Source organism: Pseudoalteromonas sp. SCSIO 43210 (genome assembly GCF_054133285.1).
The window spans coordinates 536,320-548,685 of record NZ_CP087225.1 but is presented as its reverse complement, the minus strand read 5'-3'; the positions used below and the strand labels follow the sequence as shown (position 1 = coordinate 548,685).

Sequence of the window (12,366 nt, the reverse complement as noted above, 5' to 3'; positions counted from 1 at the left end):
TTTACAGTGTTGTGTAGACCTTTTAACCGCCAGTTTGGCGGTTTTTTTCTTAATGGGTGGCCAAAATCACTGTACCACTACCCCCCTAAATTAATAACGTCAAGAACCGTTCCTTTGTATATTCTCGTGCTAAGAAAAAACCGAGGAAATAACACCAGAATAAAATTTATTGATGCCAGCTCGTTTTATGAATTTGACGGTAAGTGCAACAAACTCATTAACCTAGAACACTTAGCTAACATCTATCACTTTGGATCTCCAGACACTAACATATATACTGAGGTTGAAATTGGCAGTATTGAACGAAACTCTGCACTACTCTCAGTTTCTAGCTATATATCAAGTAAAGAAGCCACTTATGAGCAAATAGATACCGATATAATTAGATAAGAGCTAGCTAAACAACAAAAATTAACTGATTATCTATTGTCAAAACTTCAAGGCTAGTTGGTAGAATAGCTAAAAATATTTACTATTGTGATATAAATTTATTAAAAGGATCATAAGTTTATGAATAGACCGGGAGTTGTACTAGAAGAAATGATGAGGATGATTGGTCCATCATCAAACCCTTTAGCGCCTATGTTAGAAGGAATTACTAACTCACTAGAGTCCATTCTAAATTTACCTAATAACCTTGAAAGAAAAATATCAATTGAACTGCATTTTAATGATAGTGACGATAATGAAGGCGGTAAGCGTTTAGATTACATGGTAATTGAAGACTCAGGGAACGGATTCAATGATGAAGCATTTACCAGATTTAGTAACTTACTAGACAAAAGTAAAGGGTTTAAAAATAGAGGCACAGGAAGACTGCAATATTTGCATAGATTTGGTGAAATAATTATTGAAAGTAATTTCATTAATGAAGGTTCATATTATTTAAGAAGCTTCCAATGTAATAAGCAGTCATTTATTTCCAGTAGCATCTGCAATAATTCGAATTCTAATCAATTGAAAACAACTGTTAAATTCCTTAACCCTAAATTAAACAATCAAGACAATAAGTTCTACTCATCTTTATCATTTCAAAAATTTGTATCAACAATTAAATCCCATTTTGCATTAAGGGCATATTTGGAGAAAAAAAAAGGAATTACCTTTCCCTGTATAGAGTTAAAGTATTGTTACACTGTGGCTGAGCCAGAAACACTTTTAATTACAACAGATGACTTACCCAAGCCGAGTGAGCAAGGAACTTTTGAAGTAAATTATCAAAGTGCTAGTTTAGATAAAAATAGTAAAATTTGTTGGCATATTGATCATTCAAAGACCCCTGAAAAATTTGAGTGGCTAGTTTTTGATTTTGCTGAAGATGAAATTGAACGGCATGGAGCATTCTTATGCTCAAAAGACATACCTATTGAAGAATTAGAAAATCCAGTTCTAAAAAAAAGCAAAGGCTGTAAGGGGAATAAACGGTTAGCAGCTTTTTATGGTCCTTACTTAGATAAACCAGAAAACGTTAACCACGCAGTGGATTCATTCAGTATAAAGTCAAGAAATGAAGTATCAAATATTAGCGGTGATCTTTTTGATAACGACTCCTGTGTTTATATAGATGATATAAAAAAACGCGCTAACAATGAGCTAAAAAAAATCTTCAAAGAAGTAATGTCTGCACAAAAAGCGGCTGAACAAAACGTTCATAGACTTGCTAAAGAACTAGGTGTATCACAACAGTTTGCGAACAAGGTCCTGAAAGGCGTATCGTTAAACGATGATGAAGATTCAATTACAAACAAACTATTAATAGAAGAAGCACGGTTTATTGCAGACAAAAGCAATACAACTCGAAAGTGTTTGGAAGATATCAAAAGTCTTGATCCCACAAGTGATGATTATAGGGAAAAGTTAGAATCAAAGTCGAAACAAGTTTCAGAACTAATTGATGCTCAAAATAAAGAAGAGCTTTCAAAGTATGTAGTTCGCAGAGGACTGGTAGTAAAGTTATTGAGCAAGATACTTAATAATGAACTTGACGTACAATCTAAAGAGCTGCCTAAAGGAAAAAATAGAGATCGAGAAGGCATTATTCATGATCTCATATTTAAAAGAAAAAAAACTAGTTCAAGCGTAAATGATCTTTGGATATTGGACGAAGAGTTTGTTCATTTTGATGGGGTCTCTGAAACTCAATTTACCAAGATGCAGCTCAAAGACGGTAGACCACTTCTTTCTCCCGAAGCTTTAGTTGAAATGAAAGAGGTCGGATTTAAGCCAGATCGTAGACCTGATGTTTTTTTATTTGCTGACGAGGGTAAATGCATCGTAATAGAATTTAAAGAACCAGAAACTGATCTAGCGGATTATCTTCAGCAGATGCCAAGGTATTGTCAACTAATTGCTAATTATGGTCAGGTAAAAGTTGAAAATTTTTACTGTTATTTAATTGGTGAAAAAATATTCCCTGAAGCCGATTTGAATGAGTATGAAGAATCAGTTACTGGTTCTTGGTATAGAGATTCCATTCCAATTCGGGCTACAAAAAAGAATAATCGCAGTGTGATTGCAAATATGAGACTTGAGGTAATTAAATTATCTGATGTTGCAAAAAGAGCACACAGACGAAACAAGAGTTTCGCTGACAAATTGGGATTGGATAAGCTATTTGATAATTATGAGTAATACACAATTTCTAGAAATTAATGAAACGATAATTGTTACCTCTGGATCTGCTTATATCGACATAGACGTTCTCGCTTGCTCCTTGGCGTTAAATTTTTTACATAAACTATGTGGTAGAGAATCAATTGCATGTCATACAGGCAAAATGAATGGAACCATTCCTGAATCTATAAAACTTGAAGTTAATGAATTATTTGAAAAAAAGTTGCCCTATTTTGGTAAATTAAAATATGCATTAGTTGACGTATCCAATCCTAAACATTTTGAAAGTTTTATTGAAGATGAAAAAATCATTGAGATCTATGATCATCATTTTGGATTTGAGAAATATTGGAAAGATAAAATAGGTAAATCTGCACACATAGAACATGTAGGTTCGTGTGCAACATTGATATGGGAACAGTATTTCAAACTAAATAAAGCTCATCAACTTCCAGAGTCAATTGCCAAGTTACTTTATCTAGCGATAGTATCCAACACCTTAAACTTACAAGCATTTATAACAACGGATAGGGATATCGCTGCACAAACTGGTATTGAGAAATTGGGATTTATTACAGCAGAATTGATAACGGAATACTACTCACATATTGAACATCAATTATTGAATGATTTCAAAGATGTTCTTCTAAGTGACGTAAAAACTCATGATTGGGAAGGTGAAGATTGCTTCATTGGACAACTTGAGATGTTAGATTCCGATGAATTAATCGAAACATATTTTTTAACAGGCACTGCGACTAAATATATACAAGAAGAATACGCAACGAATGGGCAGCTTTGGTTTGTTATTATTTCTGATATAAATAGAGGTTATAACTTTATTTTTACGGAAAATAGAAAAACTAAGCGATTGATTGAGAGAACTTTTTCATTTACCTTTGATGGTAATTTCGCCAAGTCGGATAGGCTGTGGATGAGAAAGGAGTTTATTCGAGACATGAGTTAAGGAGAGTTAAATGGAAAAGAGCCTTCTGGATATAATACACATTGTCTTAGATCAAGTTCAAAAGCCTTTGACTGCGGAAGCGATCTTAAGAGAAATAAAATCAAATAATTTATATGATTTTACAGGTAAAACTCCTAAAACAGCAATTAGAGCAAGGCTTGCTGAAAACATAGATCATTTAGAAAGCGCATCACAATTTATAAGGTTACAGAAAGGAACATTTGGTCTAAGAAAGTGGCTAATTGAAAGCCCCGGAAAGTACAAAGAATACGAAGCAAAAAAGAAAAAAAACCAGCTAATGGACGAATATTTAGCTGTGTTTAGTAAAGATCTTTTATCCCAAATACTCTCCATTAATGGTTTAAACGAAGTTCCTATTAATTCTAATTGGTTCAAAAATAATTGTACGCCTATGGTTAGGCATAAAGCAGAAGATGATTATTCTGTTATTCAACTAATCTCTGTTTTTATAATTAAATTTAAAGATAAAATCATAACTCACACTAGATCTGCAAAAGCTCCTGAGTCAAGGTTACACGGAGAAAGGTCTATTGTTTTTGGTGGGCATATTACATATGAAGAAGTTAACTCTTTATTTGACCCTTTTGACCCAGATTCTGCTTACCCATTTATTAAGCGAGAATTAGAAGAAGAAATTACAGTTTCACTTAATTCTATTATGACACCAATTGGCTTACTTTACGATTCTACAAGAGATGTAAGTAGTCAGCATTTGGGACTAGTATATTTAGTTGAAATGATTAAAGAAGATTACGAAATTGGTGAAAAAGGCTATCACATTAATGATGAATTAACTTACATAAGTGATGTCATCAAAAACAAGAACGATTATGAAAATTGGTCGGTAGAACTTATAGATAAAATTTTAAATAAAGGGAAATATTAATATGGATCAAAATGATATAAAAAGCATTTTTCTATCTCTAATAGCTAGTGTGATTTTTCAAATTCTTTTTTGGATAATTAGCGCAGTATACAATAAGTTAAAAAACGGCTTTAAAGAAACTTCTTTAAGTTTTTCAAGTACGATTATTGCGATTTGGTTTACTCCAATTTTTATATTATTAACTTGGCTCTTTGTATATTTTGATAAAGTCGATATTTTAGTTGCAGCTTTGGTTACAAGCTATGCTCTTGCTATTACTGCTTGGGTGTTGGCTAGGGAAATTATCAATTTTAGAAAAGTTGGTATAGTTGGGGTCGACGTAAATATAACTGAAGGTATTAATTACAAAAAAGCTTTAAAGCTGACAAAAAGAAACCTTAAGGTATTAGGTACTGGTGCTGATAAGTTGACTCAACTTGAAGATGAATTTGCGGAGGCGATAAATTCAGCTTCAAGGCAAAATAGAGTTCAGTTATTACTTTGTAATCCAAATAATAAAGCACTAGTGGAAATGGCTATCAATGATGGTAAGCAGCAAAATGAATATGCTGACAATGTAAAGACTTCATTGAACAGACTTAAAACAATCCATCAAAATACAGAGAAACTAGAAATTAGATTTTATGATGCTGAAATTCAAGAGGATATGCCTGTTTTTAGATTAATGTTTTTCAATGAACATTATTGTTTGTGCTCATTTAATTCGTTTGGAAATAAAGATAAAGGAACATGTGCGCCTCAATTGCATCTGCACTGTCCTACGAATAATAATGGAAAACGTCTTTATTACAGAGCATTTGAGAATTACTTCAATGATTTATGGAAGCAGAGTGAAAAAAATAGGATTTATGACAAAGATGATTGGAAAAAGTTTGGACTCTAAATGCTAGATTACGATCAAACTTATTTTGGATGTGGAAACAAGGTTCCTGCATATAGCCTTAAATCACTACTAGATGAGAGCGATTACTCATTTTTAGTACCAGATAATAATATTGTAAAAATTAACGGTGAATTCTTAGTAAGTTCGATTGACACCGTGTTTCCGTTTACAAGTGATATTGCATTATTTGCAAAGGCGACTGTGTTGCATTGTGCCAATGATTTATTCGCATCTGGAGTTAACCCAATTCAAGCAAATGTGAGTATTGGTGTTAGCGCAAGCCTTGATATTAATGAGATAAAAAAATTATTTAATAACTTGAAAGAAGCATTAAATGACAGAGAAATAGATTCTTGTAATTACCACACTTTTAGGGCCGATCAGACGTCAGTCACAATAGCAATGAATGGCACAGCCAAAGAGTTAAAACCGAAAGCTAGATTGAATGGCGGCAATTACGATATTTTTTTAACTAAACCTATTGGTTGTTGGGCAACTCAAAAGCATAGAACTGGTCATGCTAATCTTTGTGCAGAACAGTTACTTTTAGAAAGTAACTCTATATGGTTAGATTTTATTCAATCTGAATTAGTAAAGTATTCAACAGACATTTCGGGGTTTGGTTTAATTGGTCACATAGCCTCTTTATTAGAAAGTCAGCAGTATTGTGCATCATTAGATTTGGGTAGAATTATTAGTCCGCTAAATTTAGATTTTGCTAACATCGAGCATTATTTAGGATGTTCAGCGAAATCTAATCTTGAGTCATTTGGAGCATGTGTTTCCTCAGTCGAAAGGTTAAATGATATAGTGCTGGATGTGCTATTTGGTGGCGAAATAAATGGTCCGATTTTAATGATAGTTGAACAAGGTGCTGAATTAGGTAAGTGGTTTGATAAGTTAATACATATAGGCACGGCTTCACCTCATGTGAGCACTAAAAATCAAATAATAAAAGTTAGGGATTAATATGAAAGTTGGATCAATTCATGGAAGGTTTCAACCATTTCACAATGAGCATGTAGATTATGCTCTAGCAGCATTAAAATCCTGTGATTTTCTTTGGATTGGCATTACTCAATACGATATTGAAGAATTAAAAAAGTGCAAGGACTCTCCAAATAGAGGTGTTCTGTCATCAAATCCACTTACCTATTTGGAAAGGATCAATATTATAAAAGACGCATTACTAGATGCGAACATCGATAGAGCCAAATTTGATTTCATTCCATTCCCCATTGATGAGCCTGAAAAACTTTACCAGTTTGTTGATATTAATACTGTCTGCTTTACGACAATTAGAGAATCGTGGAATAGAGCTAAAGTAGAGCGCTTATCACAAGCGGGTTATAAAGTAGAAGTACTATGGGAGAATCTAGAAGATAAAGAAGTTTCATCTACTTTGATTAGAGAATCTTTGCTAAATGGAAATGGGTTATGGAAAAAAATGGTTCAACCTTCAACACAACGACACATTAACTCCCTTGATTTAGCTAAACGACTTCAAGAATATCTTCAACATGAATCATAAGCTCCATGTTGTTAAGTTAAAAAAGATACTTAAACTTTAAGTTTTTTAGTCGTTTACAAAGTTTTTAATTAAAATACTCAAGATTAGATCCACGTATTTAGTATGTTTTTAACCACAAATTTCCTAATATCAAACTTTACAACAAATAGAGTAGAGGTGACTTATGGATACTATAGTTTGTGATTGGCAAATCGTGACAGTCAAAGATGACGATCATAATATCGGTATAGTTTTATGGGGCATCTGTGTTGAAGATAAATCTTTTAGATTTGGCAGAGGTGATTATATATGCACCTCAAAATTAGTTGAAATAAATCCGAAGACAAACCTAATAAAAACAGCAAACGGCAGTACCTACAAAGTTATTGGCGAAGGAAGAAAGGCGAGCATAGATTATTGTGACTTTGAGCTACTTCGAAACGGTTTTAACCCTGAGCAAATTAATGCGCTGAAAACCGCAACACTCCAGCATTAACATAAAACTGTACGTTGCGGCAGCTATTCTATTGATAATAAAACTTCTTTAATTACGGCAAGCTAAAGTTGTATCTGTTTAATAAAAGCTAGTGCTTATTTAATTCTGAAAGTGCCTGTTTACATTCTGAACTACTAACCTAAGCGTACTGCCCACAAGCAAATCCACAGCTCCACGCATACTGAAAATTGTAGCCCCCTAACCAACCCGTTACGTCAGTTACTTCGCCTATAAAGTATAGGCCTTTAGCTTTTTTAGCTTCAAAGGTTTTTGAGCTCAACTCGTCGGTATCTACACCGCCCAATGTTACTTCTGCTGTTCTATAACCTTCTGTGCCATTGGGTTTAATTTGCCAAGCGTGAATGTAATTTACCAGCTCATCTATTTGAGCATGCGTAAGCTGATTAATATTACAATCTGGTATCGCTTTGCTTTCGTGTAGTATTTCTATAAAGCGTTTAGGTAAAATAGTTGCAAGGCTGTTTTTTAACGACTTTTGGGCTTGCGTTTCTCGCCAATCAGCAAGTTGCTGCCTTAAATCAATTTCAGGTAATAGGTTTATAGTTACAGCCTGCCCTGCTCGCCAAAATGAGCTTATTTGCAATATTGCTGGGCCCGATAACCCTCGGTGAGTAAAGAGGATATTTTCTTTAAATACGGTGCCGTCTTCGCTTGAAACTTCACATGGAATGCTAATTCCCGAGAGCCCTTCAAAACGCTCTTTATCATGCTGATGCAAAGTAAACGGCACAAGTGCAGCCATAGTTGGTAACACGCTTAAGCCAAACTGCTCTGCAATTTTATAACCTATTGGTGTAGCCCCTAGTTTTGGCATAGTTAAGCCACCTGATGCTATAACTAGCGACTCACAGCTTAAGGTTTCTTGCTCTGTCGTAACGCTATAGCCGGTTTCGGTTTTTGATACGCTGATCACTTCATTGCGTAGTTTTATATTTACCCCTGCCCACTCACATTCGGTCAGTAAAATATCAACAATGTCTTGTGCATTGTTATCGCAAAATAGCTGGCCTAGTGTTTTATGGTGATACGCTAATCCGTGCCTGTCCACCAGCTCAATAAAGTCATGCTGTGTATAGCGACTTAAACATGATTTAACAAAATGAGCATTTGCGCATAAGTAGTTATCGGGGGTTGCATTTTCATTTGTAAAATTACAACGCCCACCACCACTTATTAAAATTTTACGACCTGGTTTTTTCCCCATATCAAGTACTGTAACGCTTCGGCCACGGTATCCTGCTTGCGCTGCACACATTAATCCTGCAGCTCCCGCACCTATTACTATTACATCTACTTGGGTCATTTATTTATCTCGTTAAAATTTTTTTCGATTATAGCAAAGTTTAACAACAAACAGCGCGCAATCATTATCAATAATAACGCAACAAAACAAACCAGAAAAACAACCAATAATATTAACAAATCATAAAAAGCACGAAACACCTTAAAAACAACGACAAAAGTATTAAAAAATCATTAAAGTTCTTAGTTATAACCAAACAAAATACATAAAACGAAATTAATACTTTAACTTTATTAACAAATACTTTACCTTTGTTCCTACATCGTGAGCATTAATCACGAAATTACTAATAAAATCTAGGAAAAATTATGACAACAAGAAAAACTTTTCAAAAGTGCGCTATAGCTTTAACTGTAAGTACGCTTTTTTCAGCAACATCAAGTATGGCAAATCCAGCTCAAGCAATTGCTCCTTCAATGGCTGAAACCACAGCAAAACTACAAATCCAAAGCGGTTTTGAAACCCAATTCATTATTAAATATAAAAATAACAATAATGAAATAGCCACTTTTTCAACAGCGAGCGCTAACTCATCAAATATGAAACAACGCGCTCAACGTTTTGTTAAAAACTTTTCGTCTAAAAAAGGGAAGGTAAAAGGTAAATATGTACGTGCAATGGCACTTAATAATCACCATGTTATGCGTGCAGACAAGAAGCTAAATGCAGCCGAAGCGCAAGAGTTTATGCAAGACGTTATTGCTTCTGGCAATGTTGAATACATTGAAGTCGATCAAATGTTGCAACCTTTTTCGACACCTAATGATCCTCGCTTTGATGATCAATGGCATTACTACGAGCAAGCGGGTGGTCTAAACTTGCCAGCAGCATGGGATACAGCAACAGGTAGTGGCGTAGTGGTCGCGGTGCTTGATACAGGCTACCGCCCTCATGCTGATTTGAATGCAAATATTCTCCCTGGTTACGATATGATTTCTAACTTGTCGGTAGCAAATGATGGCGGTGGTCGTGATAGCGATGCTCGCGATCCTGGCGATGCAGTTGCAGCAAATGAATGTGGTTCTAACGGTGCACAAAACTCTAGCTGGCATGGTACGCATGTTGCCGGCACAGTTGCTGCTGTCACTAATAATGGTGAAGGTGTTGCTGGCGTTGCTTATAATGCAAAAGTAGTTCCTGTTCGTGTGCTTGGTAAGTGTGGTGGTTTAACATCTGACATTGCTGACGGCATTATTTGGGCATCAGGTGGAAGTGTTTCAGGCGTTCCTGCAAACTCAAACCCTGCAGATGTAATTAACATGAGTTTAGGTGGCAGCGGTTCATGTAGTTCTACAACGCAAAATGCGATTAACACAGCACGTAGCAATGGCACTGTTGTGGTTATTGCAGCTGGTAACGATAACGACAACTCAGCAAACTACAATCCAGGTAACTGTAGCGGTGTAGTAAACGTAGCATCGGTTGGGCGCAACGGCGGTCGCGCTTATTACTCAAACTACGGTAGCAATATTGATGTTGCAGCACCTGGCGGCGCACAAAGTTTTGCAAACGACTCTGAAGGCGTTCTATCAACTTATAATACAGGCTCGTCAACACCTTCAAGTGATAGCTACGGTTTTTCACAAGGTACATCTATGGCAGCTCCTCATGTTGCTGGTGTTGCAGCACTTATTAAGCAAGCTAAACCAAATGCTACGCCTGATGAAATAGAAAATATTCTAAAATCGACAACGCGTTCATTCCCAGCTTCATGTAATAACTGTGGTACTGGTATTGTAGATGCAGCAGCCGCTGTTGCTGCAGCAAGTGGCGGTACGACAACAACACCACCTGCAGCCGGTGGTGGCTCAGTAAGTGATGTAAGTGCTAATGCTGGTCAATGGAAACATTACACCCTAGATGTACCTGCCGGTATGTCTACATTTACCGTAACAACATCAGGTGGGACTGGCGATGCTGACTTATTTGTTAAATTTGGTAGCCAACCAACAGCATCAAGTTACGACTGCCGTCCATATAAAAATGGTAACGCTGAAACATGTACATTCTCAAGCCCACAAGCAGGAACATGGCATTTAAGCGTTAACGCTTACAGCACATTCTCTGGCTTAACTCTTACCGGACAATATCAGCCATAATTTATTGAAACAACTCCCTGAGAGCAAAGGTCAAGCTGAAAAGCTTGGCCTTTTTTTATTTAAAAACAATTTATAGCAACTCGGATTATGCCAATCTGCTTATATGGGTTTATTTAACGATAAGATAATTGCGCAATAACAAGGTGAAGTATGACATATAGTTGTTATCACTAATTACTCAGTGCCTTACTTTATCTCCTACATCCATACACTCGACTATGAATCATTTTTAATACGGTGAGCAATACCAACCCGCAATAATACTTAATCAATTTGGGGGATTAAATCTGACGCTAACTGTGTTAAAAATTTCTGATATAGGACAACTAAATAATGAAATTTTTGCCTTGTTATCAACACGGTTTTCTCACCTCAAAGTAGATCACTTAATTAGGTTATGTTGTTCTTTCAAGGTTAAATTTGCAGTAGCCTGTTTGGTATTTAAGCAAGGCAGAGCCTATGCAGTGTGGCTATTCCCCATAAATGGGCGATAACGTAGCATTAATGCCAAACAGGCGCTGCCCACAGGGTTCTTCCTAGGGGTTATTTACTCTTTGTTGCCTGCATGGATGTAGGTAAGGGGCGTGAGCAGGACGCAGAAGCTTTGCTCGGTTTTTACTTATTCTTACATGGATGTAAGCCAGTAGAGTAACGCAGGAGCAGTTACCGAGCCCACTAGGTTACAAATCTCGCGCCATGATTAAATAGCCCCTAGTTTGAACAAATTTTAATCCGCAAAGATCAACATACCCAAGAAAATTGGTATAATTAAGAAATTAAAGCTATGTAGTTAACCTGAACTCTGGATAATAAATCTATCTCGAGCAGAGTTCAGGTTAGTTAGTTATTCAAACCAATATTAAATTACTTAACCACAAAAACAAAAAACCCAGCCTAGGCTGGGTTTTTACATTCTAAAAGAAGAACTAAAATTACTTAATTTTAGCTTCTTTAAAAAGAACATGTTTACGAATCTTTGGATCAAACTTTTTGATTTCCATCTTCTCAGGCATGTTACGTTTGTTTTTGTCAGTAGTGTAGAAAAAACCAGTACCGGCAGTTGAAACTAAACGGATTTTATCGCGCATGATTCAGATCCTTAAACTTTAACGCCGCGAGCACGGATTTCTGTAAGAACCGTGTCGATGCCTTTTTTATCGATAATACGCATACCTTTAGTAGTAGTGCGTAATGTTACAAAACGTTTTTCACTTTCAACCCAAAAACGGTGTGTTTGTAGGTTAGGTAGGAAACGACGTCTAGTCGCGTTTCTCGCGTGTGAACGGTGATTACCAACCGCTGGACGCTTACCTGTAACTTGACATACTTTAGACATGTCTATATATCTCCAATAACTTCGCTCGAGCTTAATTTAATCTAAGGCCGTGTATTTCTGCCCTAGAGATAAATCGAAGGGCGCTCTTTATACAGCTTTTACAGGCAAAGATCAAATACTGATCTATCCAACCAGCTCATATGTAAATTTGATAGCGGCCAATTATAAAGATCGAATGCCCTTAGGGAAAGTAAAAACTGCATTTAAATTAAACTAATTTGCCAAAACGTA

The 12,366-nt window shown here is 35.8% G+C and carries 12 protein-coding genes; 9 read left to right on the top strand and 3 right to left on the bottom strand.

The genetic code is table 11. The features are described 5' to 3' along the window. The first annotated feature begins 6 nt into the window (after nt 1-6). The 8 genes from LOS73_RS02365 to LOS73_RS02330 all read left to right on the top strand — a co-directional run bounded on the left by LOS73_RS02365 (nt 7) and on the right by LOS73_RS02330 (nt 7,376). Nucleotides 7-390 carry an N-6 DNA methylase gene (locus LOS73_RS02365; protein ID WP_457934415.1) on the top strand — a complete coding sequence of 128 codons (384 nt, stop codon included), beginning with the start codon at nt 7-9 and terminating at the stop codon, nt 388-390. A 120-nt stretch (nt 391-510) separates the two neighbouring features. After that, entirely contained in the window at nt 511-2,631 is a 2,121-nt protein-coding gene (locus LOS73_RS02360) for a hypothetical protein (RefSeq protein WP_457934414.1), read from the top strand. Beyond that, nucleotides 2,624-3,580 (top strand): hypothetical protein, encoded by a 957-nt coding sequence (locus LOS73_RS02355; RefSeq protein ID WP_457934413.1) that lies wholly within the window; start codon nt 2,624-2,626, stop codon nt 3,578-3,580. The genes LOS73_RS02360 and LOS73_RS02355 overlap by 8 nt, the downstream gene beginning before the upstream one ends. A 10-nt stretch (nt 3,581-3,590) precedes the next feature. Then, nucleotides 3,591-4,487, top strand: coding sequence for an HTH domain-containing protein (locus LOS73_RS02350; RefSeq protein ID WP_457934412.1), 897 nt, complete (start codon nt 3,591-3,593; stop codon nt 4,485-4,487). A 1-nt stretch (nt 4,488) separates the two neighbouring features. Continuing rightward, nucleotides 4,489-5,370 (top strand): hypothetical protein, encoded by an 882-nt coding sequence (locus LOS73_RS02345; protein WP_457934411.1) that lies wholly within the window; start codon nt 4,489-4,491, stop codon nt 5,368-5,370. Further along, nucleotides 5,371-6,339 (top strand): AIR synthase related protein, encoded by a 969-nt coding sequence (locus LOS73_RS02340; RefSeq protein WP_457934410.1) that lies wholly within the window; start codon nt 5,371-5,373, stop codon nt 6,337-6,339. It abuts the gene before it with no gap. A 1-nt stretch (nt 6,340) separates the two neighbouring features. Beyond that, the gene (locus LOS73_RS02335) at nt 6,341-6,901 is read left to right on the top strand and encodes a hypothetical protein (RefSeq protein ID WP_457934409.1); all 561 of its coding nucleotides are present in this window, start codon (nt 6,341-6,343) and stop codon (nt 6,899-6,901) included. Nucleotides 6,902-7,064: 163 nt separating this feature from the next. After that, nucleotides 7,065-7,376, top strand: a complete 312-nt coding sequence (locus LOS73_RS02330) for a hypothetical protein (protein ID WP_457934408.1) — start codon at nt 7,065-7,067, stop codon at nt 7,374-7,376. A 139-nt stretch (nt 7,377-7,515) separates the two neighbouring features. On the opposite strand, the gene LOS73_RS02325 is transcribed toward LOS73_RS02330, so the two are convergent. After that, nucleotides 7,516-8,700, bottom strand: a complete 1,185-nt coding sequence (locus tag LOS73_RS02325; protein WP_008138090.1) for a BaiN/RdsA family NAD(P)/FAD-dependent oxidoreductase — start codon at nt 8,698-8,700, stop codon at nt 7,516-7,518. A gap of 308 nt (nt 8,701-9,008) precedes the next feature. On the opposite strand from LOS73_RS02325, the gene LOS73_RS02320 reads away from it, so the two are divergent. Then, nucleotides 9,009-10,799, top strand: coding sequence for a S8 family peptidase (locus tag LOS73_RS02320; RefSeq protein ID WP_008138088.1), 1,791 nt, complete (start codon nt 9,009-9,011; stop codon nt 10,797-10,799). 932 nt (nt 10,800-11,731) lie between these two features. On the opposite strand, the gene rpmG is transcribed toward LOS73_RS02320, so the two are convergent. Both rpmG and rpmB read right to left on the bottom strand, forming a co-directional pair. Further along, nucleotides 11,732-11,887, bottom strand: a complete 156-nt coding sequence (gene rpmG / locus LOS73_RS02315) for a 50S ribosomal protein L33 (RefSeq protein ID WP_004335545.1) — start codon at nt 11,885-11,887, stop codon at nt 11,732-11,734. Between the two features lie 11 nt (nt 11,888-11,898). Next, nucleotides 11,899-12,135, bottom strand: a complete 237-nt coding sequence (rpmB, locus tag LOS73_RS02310; protein ID WP_004335549.1) for a 50S ribosomal protein L28 — start codon at nt 12,133-12,135, stop codon at nt 11,899-11,901. Nucleotides 12,136-12,366: the final 231 nt, after the last annotated feature.

Bases quoted from the DNA above. Each gene is read 5' to 3' on its own strand.
- LOS73_RS02330 (WP_457934408.1), top strand. From the start codon at position 7,065: ATGGATACTATAGTTTGTGATTGGCAAATCGTGACAGTCAAAGATGAC.
- LOS73_RS02355 (WP_457934413.1), top strand. From the start codon at position 2,624: ATGAGTAATACACAATTTCTAGAAATTAATGAAACGATAATTGTTACC.
- LOS73_RS02350 (WP_457934412.1), top strand. From the start codon at position 3,591: ATGGAAAAGAGCCTTCTGGATATAATACACATTGTCTTAGATCAAGTT.
- LOS73_RS02320 (WP_008138088.1), top strand. From the start codon at position 9,009: ATGACAACAAGAAAAACTTTTCAAAAGTGCGCTATAGCTTTAACTGTA.
- rpmB (WP_004335549.1), bottom strand. From the start codon at position 12,135: ATGTCTAAAGTATGTCAAGTTACAGGTAAGCGTCCAGCGGTTGGTAAT.
- LOS73_RS02335 (WP_457934409.1), top strand. From the start codon at position 6,341: ATGAAAGTTGGATCAATTCATGGAAGGTTTCAACCATTTCACAATGAG.
- LOS73_RS02340 (WP_457934410.1), top strand. From the start codon at position 5,371: ATGCTAGATTACGATCAAACTTATTTTGGATGTGGAAACAAGGTTCCT.
- LOS73_RS02360 (WP_457934414.1), top strand. From the start codon at position 511: ATGAATAGACCGGGAGTTGTACTAGAAGAAATGATGAGGATGATTGGT.
- rpmG (WP_004335545.1), bottom strand. From the start codon at position 11,887: ATGCGCGATAAAATCCGTTTAGTTTCAACTGCCGGTACTGGTTTTTTC.
- LOS73_RS02345 (WP_457934411.1), top strand. From the start codon at position 4,489: ATGGATCAAAATGATATAAAAAGCATTTTTCTATCTCTAATAGCTAGT.
- LOS73_RS02325 (WP_008138090.1), bottom strand. From the start codon at position 8,700: ATGACCCAAGTAGATGTAATAGTAATAGGTGCGGGAGCTGCAGGATTA.